Genomic DNA, 17,642 nt, shown 5'->3' on the forward strand with positions numbered 1-17,642 from the left:
TGCCGCCGCAAGGCTGGATGGTGCCGTTGCTCATCTTGCCGATCTGGCTTGCCTGGCGTTCGCCACGGGCGCGTGCGGTCGCCTTCCTGATGCTTGGCGCGGCCTGGGCTGCATGGTGTGGCGCATGGGCGATGGAAGCGCGCCTGCCGCGCGAGCTGGAAGGGCGCGATCTGATCGTGGTCGGCACGGTGGCCGGCCTGCCGCAGCAGCGCGATGAAGCGACGCGGTTTTTGCTGCAGGTGGAACAGGCCTCGGTAGGCGGTGCGCCGGTCGCGCTCGATGGACGGCTGCGGCTTGCCTGGTACGCCAGCGGCGACCGGGTCGTTCCGGTGATTGCGCCCTGCGGGCGCTGGCGTCTGGCGCTGCGCCTCAAGCGGCCGCGCGGATTGGTCAATCCTGGCGGTGGCGATGGTGAGCGCAGCGCGCTGGAGCGCGGTATCGTCGCCACCGGTTATGTGCGCGATGGTCCGTCCAACGAGAGCATGGGCGCGCCGTGGTGCATCGACGGCTGGCGTGACGCCATCGCCGACGGGATCGCGCGCCGCGTCGCCGATATCCGCGCGGCCGCGTTGTTGCGCGCCTTCGCCGTCGGCGATACGCGCGGCTTGAGTCCGCACGATTGGGAAGTGGCGCGCGCCAACGGCGCTTCGCATCTCATCGCCATTTCGGGCTTCCATGTCGGTGTGGCGGCGGTGGCTGGCGTCGGGCTGGTGCGGGTGATCTATGCGCTGTGGCCGTGGTTCGGCCTGCGCCTGTCGCGGCGGCAGGCGCAGGCGCTGGCCGCGCTGTGGTTCGCCGCGCTGTACAGCGCGCTGGCGGGTTTCGGCCTGCCCACCGTGCGCACCTTGCTGATGATCGCGGTGGTCGCGTTGGCGCGCTGTTCGCGGCGTCATGTCTCGCCGGCGCAGTCGCTGGCGCTGGCTTTGTTCGCGATGCTCGTGGTCGATCCATTGTCGGTGTTGAGCGCCGGCTTCTGGCTGTCCTTCGCCGGCGTGGCTTTCCTGATGTACGGCCTGGCGTCGCGCGCCTCTGGATGGCGTGGCTTGTTGCGCGAGTTGACGCTGGCGCAGGCGCTGATGGCCGTGGCGCTGCTGCCGCTGAGCCTGTGGTTCTTCGGCGGGACCTCGTTGGTGGGCGCCTTGTCGAACCTTGTCGCGGTACCGCTGGTGAGTTTCCTGGTGGTGCCGCTGACCTTGCTCGGCACGCTGCTGCTGATACTGGCGCCGCCGCTGGCGGGGCCGGTGCTGGTTCTGGCCGGATGGCTGTGCACGGGGCTGTGGTGGCTGTTCGAGCGCATCGCCCGCTGGCCCGGCGCGCAGCTCTACGTACCCGCGGTGCAGGCGTGGGCGCTGGGCCTGGCCCTGCTCGGGGCCGGCTGGCTGCTGTTGCCGCGCGGCACGCCGCTGCGCTGGCTGGGTGCGCTGCTGTTCCTGCCCCTGCTATGGCCATCGACGGAGCGTCCGCCGCAAGGTGCGTTCCGGCTGTGGATGCTGGACGTGGGGCAGGGACTGGCGGTGGTGCTGCGCACGCGCGAGCACGCGCTGGTGTTCGATGCCGGCGCGCGCTTTCCTTCCGAGTTCGATCTGGGCGAGGCCGCCGTGCTGCCTTCGCTGCGCGCGCTGGGGATCGCGCGGCTCGACCTGTTGGTGGTCAGCCATGCCGACAACGACCATGCCGGCGGCGCGCCTGCGGTAGTGAAGGCGCATCCGGAAGCGGCGCGGCTGGCCGGCGAGCCCGGCCGCACGCCGGTCCCCGCCGAAGCCTGTGTCGCGGGGCAGGCCTGGAGCTGGGACGGCGTGCATTTCCGCATGCTCGGTCCGGCTGCCGGCGCCGGTGCAGCGCACGGCAACGACCGCTCCTGCGTACTGCTGGTGGAGGGCGCGGGCGGCCGTGTCCTGCTCACCGGGGATATCGGCCTGGTGGCGGAAAGCGGCCTGCCCGCGGCCGTGGGCCCCGGCGTGCCGCTGGTGCTGCAGGTGCCGCACCACGGCAGCCGCACCTCGTCGGGGCCGGCCCTGGTCCGCGGGCTGGCGCCGGTGCTTGCCCTGGTCTCGGCTGGCTGGCGCAACCGCTTCGGCCATCCGCATCCGCTGGTGGCGCAGCGCTATGCCGCATTCGGGGTGCGCCTGCTGAACACGGCGCAGCGCGGTGCCATCGAGGTGGATTTTCCGGCCGACGGGGCACCGCGGGTGATCCGCACGTGGCGCGATCACCGGGCCCGCTACTGGCGTGAACAAGAGCCTTCGCAGCGCGATTCCAGCGCTCCGTGCGACGCATCGCGCAATTGCCACGGGCGCCGCGGAACGGCCGGAAGGGACTGCTATGATGCGCCCCTGCAATTCGATCGCATGGGTGGGTGTAGTCGTGCTGGATATCCTGATGGCTGGCGGTTGGGCAATGCTGCCCATCCTGATCTGTTCGGCGATCGCACTGGCGATCGTGCTGGAGCGCTGCTGGACCCTGCGCCGCAAGTCGGTGCTGCCGCCCGGCCTCGGCGACGAAGTGCGCGACTGGGCCCGTTCTGGCCAGCTCGATCCGGCCCACCTGGCCACCCTGGCCAACGGCTCGCCGCTGGGCGAATTGCTGGCCGGCGCGCTGTCGGTGCGCAACCGGCCGCGCGAGCTGATCAAGGAGCGCATCGAGGACACTGGCCGCCATGTGGTGCACAACATGGAGCGCTACCTCAATACGCTCGGCACCATCGCCCTGATCGGCCCGCTGCTGGGCCTGCTGGGCACGGTGGTCGGCCTGATCCGCATGTTCATGGACGTGATGAAGGGCGGCGTGGGCGATCCGCTGAAGATGGCCGGCGGCATCGGCGAAGCGCTGATCTGCACCGCCAGCGGCCTGGTGGTGGCGATTCCCGCCTATGTGCTGCATCGCTATTTCCGCTCCAAGGTGGCCGGCTACTGCGTGGAGATGGAGAAGCAGGCAACCGTGCTGCTGGACGAACTGACCGTCGCCGCCCCGGCCCCGGCGCGTCCGCGCCGTTCGGCCACCGAGTCGACCGCGGGCTGATCCGGCATGCGCATCGGCAACGACCGCCGGCAGGACGACTTCGAGATCAACGTGATCTCGCTGATCGACGTATTGCTCACCCTGCTGATGTTCTTCGTACTGACCACCACCTTCGTGCAGCACACGCGCATGCAGGTGACCCTGCCCAAGGCCAGCGCCGACGAGCGCGACATGCAGGCGCCCGCGCTCACCATCGTGGTGGACAGCGAGGGCCACTACTACGTCGGCACCGACGAGGTGCTGGGGCAGGGCATCGAGCCGCTCAAGCAGGCCATCGCCAACATCGCCGGCGACGACCGCGAGCGCCAGGTGACCATCCGCGCGGATGCCATGACGCCGCACCAGAACGTGGTCACCGCGATGGACGCACTCGGCCAGCTCGGCTTCACCAAGCTGTCGATCGCCACCACGCCGACCCAGGCGGGTCCCGGTAAGTGAGCGCGAACAAGTGAGCACCAAGAAGGTTTCCGTATGGGACGCCGAGACCTGGCGGACCTACAAGCGCCTGCTCGGCTATACCCGCCGCTACTGGGTGGTGGGCCTGGTCTCGGTGCTCGGCATGGCGCTGGAGAGCGGCTGCCTTGCGGCGTTCACCAAGCTGCTGCGGCCGATGATCGACGAGCTGTTCGCGCACAAGGACGCCTACCTGATCTTCTGGATGCCGATCTGGATCATCGGGCTGTTCGTGACGCGCGGCGTCGCCATCGTGCTCAACGACTACGGCATCGCCTATATCGGGCGCAACGTGGTGCAGAACATCCGCCGCGACGTGTTCGACGCCTATCTGCGCCTGCCGGCCGCGTTCTTCGGCAGCGAGCATTCCGGCCAGCAGGTCTCGCGCATCACCTACACCAGCGAGCAGGTGGCGCAGGCCTCCACCGACGCGGTGAAAGTGGCGGTGACCGAGGGCCTGATGATCGTGGGCATGATGTACGTGATGCTCTCGACCAGCGCCTATCTCACCATGGCGCTGCTGATCATGGTGCCGGCGGTGGTGCTGATCGTCACCGTGGTCAGCCGGCGCTACCGCACCATCAGCAAGCGCATCCAGGGCACCATGGGTTCGGTCACCGGTACGGTGGAGGAATCCGTCGGCGCCAATCGCGAGGTGCGCATCTACGGCGGCCAGAAGCGCGAGGCGGCACGCTTCGAGCACGTCACCGAGCATTCCAAGCGGCTGAACCTCAAGGTGGCGGTGACCAGCGCGTTCTCCAGCGCCACCATCCAGACTGCCGCGGCGTTCGCGCTGGCCCTGCTGGTGTACCTGGGCACGCGGCCGAACGTGATCGACAGCATCTCGCCCGGCGTGTTCATCACCGTGCTCACCTCGATGGGCGGCATGCTGCCTTCGCTCAAGCGCCTCACCGGCGTGCAGGCCAGCGTGCAGCGCGGCGTGGCCGCCTGCGAAGACCTGTTCGGCATCATCGACCTGCCGCCGGAAGTGGACACCGGCAACCGCGTGCTGGAACGCACCCGCGGCGACATCGTGTTCGGCGACGTGCGCCTGACCTATCCGCGCAACGAATTCGAGGCGCTGCGCGGCGTCGACCTGCACTGCCGGCCCGGCACGGTCACGGCGCTGGTCGGCCGCTCGGGCAGCGGCAAGAGCAGCCTGGTCAGCCTGCTGCCGCGCTTCTACGAACCTACCGCCGGCGGCATCGAAGTGGATGGCCACGACTACGCCAGCTACACCCTGGCCTCGCTGCGCAAGCAGATCGCCTGGGTGGGGCAGAGCGTGGTGCTGTTCGACGGCACGGTGGCGGAGAACATCGCCTACGGCGAGCTGGAAGGCGTCAGCGAGAAGGACATCGTCGCGGCGGCCGAGGCGGCCAATGCGATGGAATTCATCCAGCGCCTGCCCAAGGGCATCCACAGCCAGATCGGCCAGGGCGGCAACATGCTGTCCGGCGGCCAGCGCCAGCGCATCGCGATCGCCCGGGCCATTCTCAAGAACGCGCCGATCCTGGTGCTGGACGAGGCGACCAGCGCGCTGGACACCGAATCCGAGCGCCTGATCCAGCAGGCGCTGCAGCGCCTGATGCGCGACCGCACCACCCTGGTGATCGCGCACCGGCTGTCCACCGTCGAACACGCCGACCAGATCGCGGTGATGGACCAGGGCCGTATCGTCGAGCGCGGCACGCACGCGGAACTGATCGCGCTGGGCGGCCACTACGCCGCGCTGCACCGCATGCAGTTCCACGACAAGGCGAGCGACTGAGGTCGCCGTGGCGCTGGCCGACACGCTAGCAGCGGCCTGGTACGGCCAGGGCACGGCGCCCTGGTGGACCGCGCCGCTGGCGGCGCTGTACGGCGGCGTGACGCGATGGCGCCGCCGCCTGTATCGGGCAGGCCTGCTATCCAGCGTGCGCTTGCCGGTACCCGTGGTGGTGATCGGCAATGTCAGCGTGGGCGGCACCGGCAAGACGCCGTTGAGCATCGCCCTCGCCGAAGCCTTGCGCGCGCGTGGCTTGCGTCCCGGCGTGGTCAGCCGCGGCTACGGCGGCAGCGAAGCCGGGCCGTTATTGCTCGATGAGCGGCCCGATCCCGCGCGCTTCGGCGACGAACCCTGCCTGATCCACGCCGCCGGCACGCCGGTCGCAGTAGGCCGCGACCGCCCCGCGGCAGCGCGCCTGCTGCTCGATGCCGGCTGCGATGTGATCCTCGCCGACGACGGCCTGCAGCACTATCGCCTGCGCCGCGACGTGGAGATCTGCGTGATCGACGGCGCGCGCCGCTTCGGCAACCGCCGCCTGCTGCCGGCCGGGCCGCTGCGCGAACCGCTGGCGCGCCTGGACGAGGTGGATTTCCGCGTCTGCAACGGCGGCAGCGCCGAAGCCGGCGAAGTGCCGATGCGCCTGGAAGGCGGCACGGCGCGCGCATTCAGCGATGGCAGTATCCAGCCGCTGGAAGCCTTCCGCGGCCAGCGTGTGCATGCCGTGGCCGGCATCGGCAACCCCGCGCGCTTCTTCGACGACCTGCGCGCTCGCGGCATCGAGGTGGTGCCGCATCCGTTCCCCGATCACCACGCCTACATGCCGGGCGAGCTGGATTTCGGCGACGCCGCGCCGGTGCTGATGACCGAAAAGGATGCGGTGAAATGCGCGGCCTTCGCGCCATCGCAGGCCTGGGCCGTGCCGGTGCGGGCGGTGTTGCCCGACGGCTTCTTCGACGCTGTCGCGGCAAAGCTGATGCAGGCCCGTCGCGGCGCCGATCAGCGTTGAACCGCAGCGACAAGCTCCAACTCCAAGCTGCTCAGCCTCACCCAGCCGTCATCCCGGCGTAGGCCGGGATCCAGTAGCGATAGGGCCGCATGTAGGCAAGAACGTTCGTGGATGCGACGCCTGAGCCGTCGCGACAATCGGGTAGCGACGCCACTGGATCCCGGCCTGCGCCGGGATGACGGCCGGGCGAGGGCAGCGGCTGATCCTGCAAGACACCCATCCGGATAAAAAAACGCGGCCGGTGTCGCCACCGGCCGCGCCATTCGAACTGTGCGTCGCGCTTACTGGACGCGTACCACGTTGCCGTCCTGGTCCACCTGCACGATATCGCCCTCGCGGATGGCGCTGGCGTCCGGCACGGTGACGTTGGTGTAGCCGCCGTCACCCATGCGCAGGCGCAGCGTGAAGCTTTCATTGGAACCGCCGCGGCCGATGCGGTTACCGGCGAAGCCGCCGCCCACCGCGCCGAGCACGGTCGCCGCCTTGCGGCCGTTGCCCTTGCCGACCTGGTTGCCGAGCACGCCGCCGGCGACTGCGCCGATGATCGCGCCGGCGGTGCCGTGGTCGGCGCCCTGGGTGACGCTGCGCTCGATCGATTCGACCGTGCCGCACTGCGTGCAGCGCAGGAAGATGCCGTCGCGGCGGGTGAGTACATTGCCGTTGAGCGTGCCGGCCGCATCGACCGCCGGACGCCGGTTCTGACTGGTGGAGGACTGCGCCGTAGCGGCCATGGAGGCGAAGGCGAACGCGGCTGCGAGGGGCAGGATGAGGAGCTGCTTGGTGTTCATGGATTCTCCCAGTGTGGTGAGGCCCGCACAGTCTATTCGGATCAGCTGAACCATCGGCTAGGCAATGTCTTTATCATGGGTGTCCCGCCGGAGCGGCCCATGCGCTCCGCCTGTTTTCGAAGGGAGTTCCCATGAGCCTGATTCTAGTCCCGGTGTCCTACGGTGAGCTGATCGACAAGATCACCATCCTGGAGATCAAGTCCCAGCAGATGACCGACCCGGCGAAGCTGGCCAACGTGCGCAACGAGCTGGATCAGCTCAACGCCACCTGGGCCGCCCACCCGGCCGCGGCCACCGACATCGCCGACGCGCGCGCCCGCCTGCTGGCGGTGAACGAGACGCTGTGGGATATCGAGGACCGCATCCGCCTCAAGGAAAAGGCCCAGGCCTTCGACCAGGAATTCATCGAACTGGCCCGTGCGGTGTATTTCCGCAACGACGAGCGCGCGGCGGTGAAGCGCGAGATCAATCTGAAGCTGGGCTCGCAGCTGGTCGAAGAGAAGTCGTACAAGGACTACAAGGCCGGCTGAGGCGGTGGCGCAGGTTGGGGTGAGCCAGGGGCGAACCCCAACAATGCGATGCGCTTCGACGGGCCGATGTTGGGGTTCGCCGATGGCTCACCCCAACCTACACCGGCATTTAGCCGGCCATGGTCGCCGCGTAAGCCTCGAAGCGCTCAATCACGTCATCGACCTCGATCAGGTCCATCACGCCCGCGTATTCGATCTTGCTGCCCCAGGGAATTTCGCTGGCCGGCTTGCCCAGGTACTTGCGCGAGGCCGCGTCGTACTTGTTCACGCACCAGCGGCGGTCGGAGTAGGGGCCGGAGCGGTCCGGATTGCTTGCCGCATGCAGGCCCAGCACCTTGCAGCCCACGGTATTGGCCATGTGCATCGGGCCCGAATCCGGGGTCAGCAGCAGCGGGGCGCGCGCCAGCATCGCCAGCAGCCGCTTCAGCGTGTCCTTGCCCGTAAGGTCGGTGTGCGGCAGGCGGCAGGCGGCCAGCACCGCGTCGGCCATGCTGCGTTCGCCCGGCGAAGGGCCGCCGATCAGCATGACCCGCCAGCCGCGCTGCGCGGCGTGGTCCATCACGGCGGCATAGCGCTCCGGGCGCCAGTTGCGCAGGGCGTGGCTGGAGGTGGGGCTGACCAGCAGCACCGGCGCGCCCGGCGGCAGTTGCTCGGCGGCCCATGCGAGCGCCTCGTCCGGCAACGGGATGTCCCAGCGCACCTCGGTCTGCTGCAGGCCCAGCGGCTCGCAGAAGCTGCCGATCGCTTCCAGCACGTGTTCGCCGGTGCGCGCGGGAATGCGCTCGTTGATCACCAGCCCGTGCAGGTCCTTGGCGCGTGCGTGGTCATAGCCGACGCGCCGCTCGGCCTTGATGCCCAGGCTGAGCAGGTTGGAGCGCATCGCCACCTGCATCTGCAGCAGCGCGTCGAAGCGGCGGCCGCGCAGCGCGTCGCGCACCGCGCGCATGCCGGCCCAGCCGGCGGCCTTGTCGAAGGTCACGAAGTCCACCCCGGGCAGGTCGCCGACCAGGCGGCGCTCCAGCTTGCCGACGATCCAGCTCAGCTCGACCTGCGGCCAGGCCTTGCGCAGGGTGTGCACCAGCGGCACGACATGGGTGACGTCGCCGATGGCGGAGGTGCGCAGCAGGCAGATGGAGGTGGGAGCAGGCATGGCGTGGGCTAGAATCAATGATGGTTGAATCAACGATGATTTAATCGGCGCTGATTTAATCAGCGATGATTGAATCGATGCTTATGGGATGGGTGCCGGGCCGGACATGATGGCGCAAGAGCAGATCCGAACGAAGGCGGATGGGGCGATTCTGTTCGACCCTGCCGCTTCGTCACAAGTCGACGACGACTGGTTCATGCCTAGCCACTGGCGCGAACTGGGTGCGTTGCGCATGCAGATCGGCGGCCGCGGCGGCGTCGCGCTGATCGGCACGCCGGCGGGCGAGGGCGTGCTGCGCCACTATCGCCGCGGCGGCATGGTGGCCCGCTTGATGGGCGACCGCTATCTGTGGACCGGCGCCGAACGCACGCGCAGCTTCGCCGAATTCCGCCTGCTCGCGGCGATGGCGCGCGAAGGGCTGCCGGTGCCCGAGCCGATCGCGGCGCGCTATCGGCGGCAGGGTCCGTTCTATACCGCCGACCTGATCACCCGCCGCGTGGTGTCCGCGCGCACGCTGGCCGAATGCCTGGCCTGGGGCAGCCTGGACGCCGAACTGGCGCAGCGCACCGGCGTGCTGGTGGCGCGCTTCCATCGTGCCGGCGTATGGCATGCCGATCTGAATGCGCACAACATCCTGGTGGCCGAGCCCGGGTTGTACCTGATCGATTTCGACCGCTGCGAGCGGCGTCCGCCCGCCGAGGTGTGGCGCATGGCCAACCTGCAGCGCCTGCGTCGTTCGCTGCTGAAACTGGGCGCGGCGGGCGAGGGCGAGGCGGTGTTCGAGAAGACCGTATGGCAGCCGCTGGCGCAGAGCTACGCTGCGACATTCGGCGTCGGTGGCGACGCGCCATGAGCCTGGTTTCCACCCGCGAGGAAGCGGCCGCATGAACTGGACCCTGCATTTCCTGGGCGTCGGCGCCGCGCATGCGGTGGAGCTGGGCGCTTCCGCCGCGGTGCTGGAGCGCGACGGCAAGCCGCTGCTGCTGATCGATTGCGGGCCGGACACGCTGGACCGCTACGTGGCTGCCTACGGCGACGTGCCGCCGGCGCTGTTCATCACGCACACCCATATGGACCACGTGGGCGGCATGGAGCGGCTGTTCTTCCGCCTGTGGTTCGACGAGGCGCGGCGCGGCCGCACCAAGCTGTTCGTGCATGCCGCACTGATGAGCTGGCTGCAGGCGCGGGTGGCGGACTATCCCGGCGTGCTGGCCGAGGGCGGCGTCAATTTCTGGGAAGCGTTCCAGCTGATTCCCTGCCATCGCGGCTTCTGGCTGGACGGGCAGTGGTTCGACGTGTTTCCGACCCGGCATCACCTGCCGCAGACCTCGTTCGGCCTCGCCCTGGGCGGCAGCTTCGCCTATACCGGCGACACGCGGCCGGTGCCGGAGCTGCTGGCGCGCTATGCGGCCGGCACCGAGCTGGTGGCGCACGACTGCGGCCTGGTGGGCAATCCCTCGCATACCGGCATCGACGATATCGAGCGCGAATATCCGGACTCGCTGCGCCGCCGCCTGCGCCTGTACCACTACGGCAGCCTCGCCGACGGCCAGGCGCTGGCCGCCCGCGGCTACGCCACGGCCTCGACCGGCGAACGCATCGCGCTGCCGCCGCCGGCACCGCCGCGCGCGGATGCCGGTTGAGCTGGATGCCGGTGGAGGGGCGGGCGAAGCGGCTTGTCTGGATCGGGGCCTCCCGCTATGATTTCCCCTCTTTGCCGGGCCTGAATGCCCGGCGAGGCGATTTCACCATCGCGGAGAGGTGTCCGAGTGGTTGAAGGAGCACGCCTGGAAAGTGTGTATACGGCTTATCCCCGTATCGCGGGTTCGAATCCCGCCCTCTCCGCCAGTGAAATCGCATGACGGTCCGCGCCTAGCGCAACCGTCGCCAGGGCGAGCAGCCCGACGTCTATGGTGACCCCGTCGGTCCCCCCGCGACGATAGTTCGTAAATCCCGCCAGGCCCGGAAGGGAGCAACGGTAGCGAATGATTCGGGTGCCGGGGTGTGGCTGGCGGGGTCGCCGCCTTTTCGGGCCCCGCCGACGCGCGCTCGCGCCGCCCTTCGTACTGACTTGCCGCAGTCGACTTGGCACAATCGGGCGTCGCCCCAAGTTAGTATCCCGCCACTTCATTCCCGTCCTCGCTGCGTTGCCTCGATGGCAGCGCCAGCCCGGCGTCCAGCAGGCTTTCAACGCATGTCCTATCAGGTTCTCGCGCGCAAATGGCGTCCCCGCAAGTTCGCCGAACTGGTCGGGCAGGAGCATGTGGTGCGCGCGCTCACCAATGCGCTCGACACCGGCCGCATGCACCACGCCTACCTGTTCACCGGCACCCGCGGCGTGGGCAAGACCACCATCGCGCGCATCTTCGCCAAGTCGCTCAATTGCGAGCGCGGCGAGTCGGCCGATCCCTGCGGCGAGTGCGCGGTGTGCACGGCGGTGGACGCCGGCCGCTTCGTCGACCTGCTTGAAATCGACGCGGCCAGCAACACCGGCGTGGACGACGTGCGCGAAGTGATCGAGAACGCGCAGTACGCGCCCGCGCGCGGCCGCTTCAAGGTGTACCTGGTCGACGAGGTGCACATGCTGTCCAAGCCGGCCTTCAACGCGCTGCTGAAGACGCTGGAAGAACCGCCGCCGCACGTGAAGTTCCTGCTCGCCACCACCGACCCGCAGAAGCTGCCGGTGACGGTGCTGTCGCGCTGCCTGAAGTTCAATCTCAAGCGCCTGCTGCCGGAACAGATCTCCGGGCAGATGCGGCACATCCTCGGCGCCGAAGCGATCGCGTTCGAGGACGGTGCCATCGTCGAGCTGGCCCGTGCCGCCGACGGTTCGCTGCGCGACGGCCTGTCGCTGCTGGACCAGGCCATCGCCTACGGCGGCGGCGCGCTCAAGCTGGACGACGTGCGCACCATGCTGGGCAGCGTCGCGCGCGGCCAGGTGCTGGGCGTGCTCGATGCGCTGGCCGCCGGCGACGGCGACCAATTGATGGCCGAGTGCGCGCGCATCGCTTCGTTCTCGCCGGATTTCGGCGGCGTGCTGGACGACCTCGCCGCGGTGCTGCACCGCCTGCAACTGCTCCAGCTGGTGCCGGGCTATCGCCCCGAAGGCGACGGCGACGATGAAGCCGCGCTGGCCGCACTGGCCGAACGGCTGGGGCCGGAGGACGTGCAGCTGTACTACCAGATCGCCATCGGCGGTCGCCGCGACCTGGCGCTGGCGCCGGATGCGCGCACCGGTTTCGAGATGGCGCTGCTGCGCATGCTGGCGTTCCGTCCGGCCGGCGAGGGCGAGCCGGCGCGTGCCGAACGTCAGGCGGCCGCTGCGCGTCCTGCCGCTGCACCCGCACCCGCACCCGCACCCGCACCCGCACCGGCGCGCTCCGCGCCGCCGATGCCGCCGGCAGCGTCGATGGAACGACCGGCGCCGCGTGCAGCGCAAGCGCAGGCGCCGCGCGTCGAACCCGCACCGGTGCCGCCGCCCGCACCGCGTGCCGCTCCGCCGCTCGACGCGCGCGGCCTGCCGCACTGGGACAGCCTGATAGAACAGGCCAATCTGCGCGGCCCGATGGGCCAGCTCGCACAGAACGCGCTGTTGCGCGACCGCGAAGGCTCGACCCTGGTGCTGGCGCTGCAGCCGATGTACATGCACCTGGCGGTGGAACCGATGGTCGGGCAGATGGAAGAGCGCATCAGCCAGGCGCTGGGCGAACGTATCCGCCTGCGTTTCGTCGACGACCGCTCCGGTGGCGCCGAGACGCCCGCTGCGCGTGCCGCCAACGCTCGTTCGGTGGCGCAGTCGGCCGCCGAGCAATCGATCGAGGAAGACCCGCTGGTGCAGTCGCTGCGCAAGGAATTCGGCGCGCGCGTGCTGCCGCAGTCGGTCAAGCCGTTTGAATCTTAAGAAAACCAGCCTTCGGAGTACGCGTCATGAGAGGACAGATCGGCCAGCTGATGCAGCAGGCGCAGCGCATGCAGGAAGAAATGAAGCGCGCGCAGGAAGAGATCGCCAAGCTCGAAGTCACCGGCAGTTCCGGCGGTGGCCTGGTCACCGTGGTGATGAGCGGCGCCCATGAAGTGCGCCGCGTGCAGATCGACCGCAAGCTGTTCGCGGACGACCCGGAGATGGCCGAGGACCTGGTCGCCGCGGCGATCAACGACGCCGTCAACAAAGTGGGCGAGGCCAGCAAGAACAAGCTCGGCGGCGTGACCTCCGGCATGAACCTGCCGCCCGGCTTCAAGATGCCGTTCTAAAGCCCGTGAGCAAACTTCTCAGCGAGCTGATCGAAGCCCTGCGCTGCCTGCCCGGCGTCGGCGGCAAGAGCGCGCAGCGGATGGCCTTCCATCTGCTGGAGCGCGAACGCGAGCGCGGCCTGCGTCTGGCCAGCGTGCTGGAGCAGGCCATGCAGCGCATCGGCAACTGCACGCGCTGCCGCAATTTCAGCGAAGAGCCGCTGTGCCCGATCTGCGCCAGCGCCAGCCGCGACAAGCAACTGCTGTGCGTGGTCGAGTCGCCGACCGAGCTGGCCGCGATCGAACAGGCCACCGGTTACCGCGGCCAATACTTCGTGCTGCTCGGCCGCTTGTCGCCGCTGGATGGGTTGGGGCCGGAAGAACTGGGCCTGGACCTGCTGACCGAGCGGCTGGCCGAGGGCGAAATCGAGGAAATGGTGATCGCCACCAATCCCACCGTGGAAGGCGAAGCCACCGCGCATTACCTGGCGCAGCTGGCGCGCGCGGCGAACGTGAAACCCACGCGGCTTGCGCACGGCGTGCCGCTGGGCGGCGAGCTGGAATTCGTCGACCGCAGCACCCTGGCGCATGCGTTCGGCAGCCGCCAGACGCTGGGCTGAGACACTCACAGAAGGAAGCCGAGGCATGGCCGATACGATTTTCGGAAAGATCATCCGGCGCGAGATCCCAGCCGACATCGTCTACGAAGACGACGACGTGCTGGCCTTCCGCGATCTCAATCCGCAGGCGCCGCTGCACGTGCTGTTCATACCCAAGCGGGCGATCGCCTCGCTGGACGAAGCCGGCCCCGGTGACGCCGAGCTGCTGGGCAAGCTGTTGCTGGCTGCCGCCGCGTATGCGCGCGAGCAGGGCCTGGCGAAGGATGGCTACCGCGCGGTGATCAACTGCAACGAGCACGGCGGGCAGACCGTATTCCACCTGCACGTGCATCTGCTGGCCGGGCGCCGTATGCATTGGCCACCAGGCTGAGCACGGCCACGGCGTAGGTTGGGGTGAGCGCAGCGAACCCCAACGCCACGACGGGACCAACGAAAAACGCCGGCCCTGAGCCGGCGTTTTTCATTTGGACGTCGTCTGGTCTTACTTGCCGCGCGGAACGGCGCGCGGCACCACGATCACTCGCGGCTGGTACCAGAACGGGTCGCCCCACGGACCCCAGCCCGGGCCCCAGTATGGACCGAAGCCCGGACCCCAGAACGGGTCGTAGTAGCCCGGCGGGTAGCGCACGGCGACGCGCTTGGGCCACAGGTAGACCACGTCGGCTTCGACGCGCGGATAGGCGTAGTCGTATTCGCCCACCTTCTGCGACACGGTGCCGTGCAAGGTGCCGGTGACGGTCAGCTCGCGGCCGCGCGCGAACACTTCCGGATCGTAGAAGCCGGCGCGGCAGGCCACGAAGCGGCCCTGGCTGTCGTTGTCGGTGGCCATCTTCGGCCGCGTTTCGCTGTCCAGCGGACGCGACAGCAGGAAGAAGCAGGTTTCCTGCGGACCGGGTTCGGTCTTGATGATCTCGCCGCCCCAGCGCACCTTGCTGCCGCCGGCGCCGCCTTGCTGCGCCTGGGCCGTGCTGATGTCGGTATAGGTGCCCTGCAACGGCTGGGGAATCGTTGCGCAGGCCGCCAGCGTAGCCGTCACAGCGGCAGTGGCGAGGAGTTTGTAGATGGACATGACCGCTTTCTCCATGATCAGGCGGATATTCCGTTATCCCAAGATTTCAGTCGTTCGGTTCATTTGACCACGTGTCGGGGTCTGAAATCCCGCACCGCCCGGCGGAACCGTCGCAGGGGTTCGGGCGGCGGGGTTTGATGGGCATAGCGCAGGTCGAGGTAGCTCCTCATCAGTTGGTCCAGCTGCGCGCGCTGTCCGGGCAGGGCCCTGGCCGCGCGCTGCAGGTAATGCTGCGGGCCCTCGCTGCTCCTGCGCGCCACGCCGGCCGCGGCCAGCTTGCGCTCCAGCGTGCGCAGCGCGGCCCGCAGGGGGTCTTCGTCGCGTCGCCGCCACAAGGCCCAGGCCAGGCCGAGCAGGGCGAACGCCACGCTGCTGGCCGCCAGCAGCACGCTCAGGGTCATCGTATCCGTGTTGCGGACGCCGAATGGCGTGAGGAGCCCGCGTTGCCTGAGTGCATCAAAGCCGATAACGCCCTGGCTCCACCAATGGTTGACGACGTCCCAGCGGTTGCGCAGATCGCGCAGCCACGCCGCACCTTGCCACTCGGATTGGCCGGCCGCCGCTGCCGCCGCGGCGGCGCCGAGGCTGACCCGCTCCGGCCGCACCGCAGCGGTGGGGTCGATGCGGACCCAGCCGCGCCCGTCCAGCCACACCTCGCTCCAGGCGTGCGCGTCGGACTGGCGCACCAGCAGGTACTGACCGAGCTTGTTCCAGTAGCCGCCCTGGTAGCCGGTGACCACGCGCGCCGGCACGCCGGCGGCGCGCATCAACACGGTGAAGGCCGAGGCGTAGTGTTCGCAGAATCCTTCGTGGGTGGCGAACAGGAAGTCGTCCACGGCATCGCGGCCCAGCGGCGCGGGCGCCAGCGTGTAGCTGAAGCCGCCGTCGTGGAACAGCGACAGCGCCGCGGCCACGATGGCTGCATCGCGGTTGCCGTAGGCCTGTTTCCACTGCGCGGCCAGGGCCAGCGCGCGCGGATTGAAACCCTCCGGCAATTGCAGCGCGCGCCGCCGTGCGAGGTCGTCGAGCTCCGGTTGCAGGCGGTAGCGCACGGCCGAGTGCAGCTCGTAGGTCAGCGGGTCCTGCACCGGCTTGCTGCTGCTGATTTCGTGGTCGCTGCCCAGGGTGGCGTTCGGCGGCGCCTCCAGCGGCACGTCGAGTGCGGGCAGCACGCGCTGGCTGGTCGGTTCCAGCGTGATGCGGTAGCCGATGCGGTCGATCGCTTCCACCGGCACCGGCGGGCGCCCGCTCGGCAGCGTGTTCCAGCGGCGGCCGTCGTAATGCCACATCACATAGGCGCGGAAATAGCGTTGTTCCGGCACCGGCACCGCCTGCTCGAAGCTGGCGCGCAGGGCGGGGCGGTCGTCGGTGAGCAGCTCGACGAAATCGCCCGGGGACATTCCATCGCTCAAGCCCGTGCGTGCCTGCCCGGATGGCGGCGCGCCCCACAGCGGCGACTCCAGCCGCGGCACCAGCACGAAGGCCAGCAGCGACAGCGGCAGCGCCGCGGCGAGCAGGCCCAGCGCCGGCAGCAGTTCGCGCGGCAAGCTGGTGGGCAGGCGCGCCGGCTGCAGCGCGCGCAGGCTGGCGACCGCCGGCAGCAGGCCCAGCGCCACCACGACGGTGGCGACCATGCCCTGGTCCGACAACAACGCCGCCATCAAGGTGAAGCAGGCGAACGCCACCGCCACCTTGGCATCGCGCGCCGTTTCGGTTTCCAGCAGCTTCAGCACCAGCAGGCCCACCGCCAGCGCGGAGCCGGGTTCGCGCCCGAAGATGTTGCCGTAGTGGAAGATCACCGTGGCCGCGAGCAGCGCCACCAGCGGCAGCTTCAGATAGACCGGCGCGCGCCCGGGTTTGCGGCGGCGCTGCCACCAGCGCAAGGCGAGCACCGCCATCAGCGCGGCGTCCAGCCACGGCGGCAGGTGGATGGCGTGCAGCACCAGCACCACGGCGGCGGTGAGGCAGAGCAGGTCGAACACGCGCGTATCCAGCGGCGCTTCCGCGCGCTTGCGCTGGAACAGGCCGAATACGCCGGAATTTTTCGCTGCCGCACTCACGGCAGTTTCGCCAGCGCATTCATGCAGCGCGCGTAATGCGCCGGGCCGGCGCCGTGGCCGATCTCTTCGCCGGGCAGCCACAGGCTGGACGGCACGCCCCTGGCCTCGGCCTCGCCCAGCCAGCGGGCCAGGCGCGAGATGCGCGATTCGCTGTCCAGGTGCTTGAGGTCGCGCCAGTCCAGCCGCCATTCCAGGCGCGGGCGCGGCTGCTCGAAATCCTTCACCAGCAGGCTTTCATGCCGCGCGCTGGCTTTCCAGGCGATGCGCCGCTGCGGATCGCCGGCGCGGTAGTCGCGCAGCGAGGCCAGGTCGTCGCCGTGATGCAGGCGCTGGTGGGTGGGGTCGTCGGTCGGCGAGCGCGGCGGCGGTCCCTCTGCTTCCGGCCGCGGCCACACCAGCACCGACAGCTCCGGATACAGCCAGCTCCAGGCGCGGAACAGGCCCAGCGGCCAGCTCGTCCACAACTGGATGCGCGGCAGCGCCTGCCAGCCGCGCCGCTCGGTCTGCAGCGAGATCTCGACCGCGAGCTGCCGATGCACGGGCATGGCGAAGGCCTGCATCTGGCCATCCATTTCCACCCTGATCGCCTGGCGCGCACGCACGCCGGCATCCACGTGCAACTGCAGCGGCAGCGGTTCGCCGGCAGTGGCGTGGCCGGCCTGGATCGCGGTCAGGCGCAGGCCGTCGAGCGCGCGGAACGCTACCAGCATGCTCGCCGAACAGGCCGCGGCCAGCAGGCAGGTGAGCAGCAGGGCGGCGTTGTTGGCGTAGTTGAGCGCGCCGGCCAGCATGATCAGCAGCAGCACGCCGAACGCGGCGCCCAGCCCGCTGGGCACGATATAGATGCGGCGCCGATGCAGTTCGATCGGCAGGTTTTCCGGACGGCGGTAGCGGGTGAGCGCGGGCAGCCGCCGTTCGGCCCATTGCTGGAAACGACGATAGGTTTCGGCCAC

At 69.4% G+C, this 17,642-nt stretch carries 16 protein-coding genes, 1 tRNA gene, 1 other RNA gene and 1 pseudogene; 14 read left to right on the plus strand and 5 right to left on the minus strand.

Features of this window, described 5'->3' with window-relative positions; translation table 11 throughout:
- Positions 1 to 17 precede the first annotated feature (17 nt).
- The 5 genes and pseudogenes from AB4083_RS03505 to lpxK form a co-directional block, all read left to right on the plus strand.
- Positions 18 to 2,090 (plus strand): annotated as a pseudogene (locus tag AB4083_RS03505) (DNA internalization-related competence protein ComEC/Rec2); the annotation flags it as partial.
- 289 nt (positions 2,091 to 2,379) lie between these two features.
- A complete protein-coding gene (locus AB4083_RS03510; RefSeq protein ID WP_441606476.1) occupies positions 2,380 to 3,018 on the plus strand; it encodes a MotA/TolQ/ExbB proton channel family protein in 639 nt (212 codons plus the stop codon).
- A 6-nt stretch (positions 3,019 to 3,024) separates the two neighbouring features.
- Entirely contained in the window at positions 3,025 to 3,456 is a 432-nt protein-coding gene (locus tag AB4083_RS03515) for an ExbD/TolR family protein (protein WP_441606355.1), read from the plus strand.
- A 10-nt stretch (positions 3,457 to 3,466) separates the two neighbouring features.
- The gene (gene msbA, locus AB4083_RS03520; protein ID WP_441606356.1) at positions 3,467 to 5,239 is read left to right on the plus strand and encodes a lipid A export permease/ATP-binding protein MsbA; all 1,773 of its coding nucleotides are present in this window, start codon (positions 3,467 to 3,469) and stop codon (positions 5,237 to 5,239) included.
- Positions 5,240 to 5,246: 7 nt separating this feature from the next.
- Positions 5,247 to 6,242, plus strand: coding sequence for a tetraacyldisaccharide 4'-kinase (lpxK, locus tag AB4083_RS03525; protein WP_441606357.1), 996 nt, complete (start codon positions 5,247 to 5,249; stop codon positions 6,240 to 6,242).
- A gap of 281 nt (positions 6,243 to 6,523) precedes the next feature.
- Here the strand turns inward: lpxK and AB4083_RS03530 are convergent, their stop codons facing one another.
- Positions 6,524 to 7,030 carry a glycine zipper 2TM domain-containing protein gene (locus tag AB4083_RS03530; protein WP_441606358.1) on the minus strand — a complete coding sequence of 169 codons (507 nt, stop codon included), beginning with the start codon at positions 7,028 to 7,030 and terminating at the stop codon, positions 6,524 to 6,526.
- A 131-nt stretch (positions 7,031 to 7,161) separates the two neighbouring features.
- Here AB4083_RS03530 and AB4083_RS03535 point away from each other — a divergent pair, with 131 nt between their 5' ends.
- Entirely contained in the window at positions 7,162 to 7,560 is a 399-nt protein-coding gene (locus AB4083_RS03535) for a DUF6165 family protein (RefSeq protein WP_441606359.1), read from the plus strand.
- A 109-nt stretch (positions 7,561 to 7,669) separates the two neighbouring features.
- Here AB4083_RS03535 and AB4083_RS03540 read toward each other — a convergent pair whose 3' ends face one another.
- Entirely contained in the window at positions 7,670 to 8,710 is a 1,041-nt protein-coding gene (locus AB4083_RS03540; protein WP_441606360.1) for a glycosyltransferase family 9 protein, read from the minus strand.
- 106 nt (positions 8,711 to 8,816) lie between these two features.
- Here AB4083_RS03540 and AB4083_RS03545 point away from each other — a divergent pair, with 106 nt between their 5' ends.
- From AB4083_RS03545 to AB4083_RS03580, 8 genes are all read left to right on the plus strand, one after another.
- Positions 8,817 to 9,563, plus strand: a complete 747-nt coding sequence (locus AB4083_RS03545) for a 3-deoxy-D-manno-octulosonic acid kinase (protein WP_441606361.1) — start codon at positions 8,817 to 8,819, stop codon at positions 9,561 to 9,563.
- 31 nt (positions 9,564 to 9,594) lie between these two features.
- The gene (locus AB4083_RS03550) at positions 9,595 to 10,353 is read left to right on the plus strand and encodes an MBL fold metallo-hydrolase (protein ID WP_441606362.1); all 759 of its coding nucleotides are present in this window, start codon (positions 9,595 to 9,597) and stop codon (positions 10,351 to 10,353) included.
- 112 nt (positions 10,354 to 10,465) lie between these two features.
- A tRNA-Ser gene (locus AB4083_RS03555) sits at positions 10,466 to 10,558 on the plus strand.
- Between the two features lie 72 nt (positions 10,559 to 10,630).
- An RNA gene (ffs, locus tag AB4083_RS03560) (signal recognition particle sRNA small type) lies at positions 10,631 to 10,727 on the plus strand.
- A gap of 177 nt (positions 10,728 to 10,904) precedes the next feature.
- The gene (dnaX, locus tag AB4083_RS03565; RefSeq protein WP_441606363.1) at positions 10,905 to 12,611 is read left to right on the plus strand and encodes a DNA polymerase III subunit gamma/tau; all 1,707 of its coding nucleotides are present in this window, start codon (positions 10,905 to 10,907) and stop codon (positions 12,609 to 12,611) included.
- A gap of 26 nt (positions 12,612 to 12,637) precedes the next feature.
- On the plus strand, positions 12,638 to 12,961 hold the full coding sequence (locus tag AB4083_RS03570) for a YbaB/EbfC family nucleoid-associated protein (protein WP_441606364.1): 324 nt from the start codon (positions 12,638 to 12,640) through the stop codon (positions 12,959 to 12,961).
- A gap of 5 nt (positions 12,962 to 12,966) precedes the next feature.
- Complete coding sequence (gene recR / locus AB4083_RS03575; RefSeq protein WP_441606365.1) at positions 12,967 to 13,560, plus strand: recombination mediator RecR; 594 nt, start codon at positions 12,967 to 12,969, stop codon at positions 13,558 to 13,560.
- A 25-nt stretch (positions 13,561 to 13,585) separates the two neighbouring features.
- The gene (locus tag AB4083_RS03580; protein WP_441606366.1) at positions 13,586 to 13,930 is read left to right on the plus strand and encodes a histidine triad nucleotide-binding protein; all 345 of its coding nucleotides are present in this window, start codon (positions 13,586 to 13,588) and stop codon (positions 13,928 to 13,930) included.
- Between the two features lie 111 nt (positions 13,931 to 14,041).
- Here AB4083_RS03580 and AB4083_RS03585 read toward each other — a convergent pair whose 3' ends face one another.
- From AB4083_RS03585 to AB4083_RS03595, 3 genes are read right to left on the minus strand one after another with little or no spacing between them, the layout of a single operon-like run.
- Positions 14,042 to 14,629, minus strand: a complete 588-nt coding sequence (locus tag AB4083_RS03585) for a Slp family lipoprotein (protein ID WP_441606367.1) — start codon at positions 14,627 to 14,629, stop codon at positions 14,042 to 14,044.
- A 59-nt stretch (positions 14,630 to 14,688) separates the two neighbouring features.
- Complete coding sequence (locus AB4083_RS03590) at positions 14,689 to 16,689, minus strand: transglutaminase TgpA family protein (protein WP_441606368.1); 2,001 nt, start codon at positions 16,687 to 16,689, stop codon at positions 14,689 to 14,691.
- Entirely contained in the window at positions 16,686 to 17,642 is a 957-nt protein-coding gene (locus AB4083_RS03595; RefSeq protein WP_441606477.1) for a DUF58 domain-containing protein, read from the minus strand. The genes AB4083_RS03590 and AB4083_RS03595 overlap by 4 nt, the downstream gene beginning before the upstream one ends.

Source organism: Dyella sp. 2RAB6 (genome assembly GCF_052115385.1).
Classification (GTDB): domain Bacteria; phylum Pseudomonadota; class Gammaproteobacteria; order Xanthomonadales; family Rhodanobacteraceae; genus Dyella_D.

Excerpts from the sequence above, each read along its gene's own strand:
- AB4083_RS03530 (WP_441606358.1), bottom strand. The coding sequence starts at position 7,030 with ATGAACACCAAGCAGCTCCTCATCCTGCCCCTCGCAGCCGCGTTCGCC.
- AB4083_RS03545 (WP_441606361.1), top strand. The coding sequence starts at position 8,817 with ATGATGGCGCAAGAGCAGATCCGAACGAAGGCGGATGGGGCGATTCTG.
- AB4083_RS03570 (WP_441606364.1), top strand. The coding sequence starts at position 12,638 with ATGAGAGGACAGATCGGCCAGCTGATGCAGCAGGCGCAGCGCATGCAG.
- AB4083_RS03535 (WP_441606359.1), top strand. The coding sequence starts at position 7,162 with ATGAGCCTGATTCTAGTCCCGGTGTCCTACGGTGAGCTGATCGACAAG.
- dnaX (WP_441606363.1), top strand. The coding sequence starts at position 10,905 with ATGTCCTATCAGGTTCTCGCGCGCAAATGGCGTCCCCGCAAGTTCGCC.
- AB4083_RS03515 (WP_441606355.1), top strand. The coding sequence starts at position 3,025 with ATGCGCATCGGCAACGACCGCCGGCAGGACGACTTCGAGATCAACGTG.
- AB4083_RS03510 (WP_441606476.1), top strand. The coding sequence starts at position 2,380 with ATGGCTGGCGGTTGGGCAATGCTGCCCATCCTGATCTGTTCGGCGATC.
- AB4083_RS03585 (WP_441606367.1), bottom strand. The coding sequence starts at position 14,629 with ATGTCCATCTACAAACTCCTCGCCACTGCCGCTGTGACGGCTACGCTG.
- AB4083_RS03540 (WP_441606360.1), bottom strand. The coding sequence starts at position 8,710 with ATGCCTGCTCCCACCTCCATCTGCCTGCTGCGCACCTCCGCCATCGGC.
- AB4083_RS03580 (WP_441606366.1), top strand. The coding sequence starts at position 13,586 with ATGGCCGATACGATTTTCGGAAAGATCATCCGGCGCGAGATCCCAGCC.
- AB4083_RS03550 (WP_441606362.1), top strand. The coding sequence starts at position 9,595 with ATGAACTGGACCCTGCATTTCCTGGGCGTCGGCGCCGCGCATGCGGTG.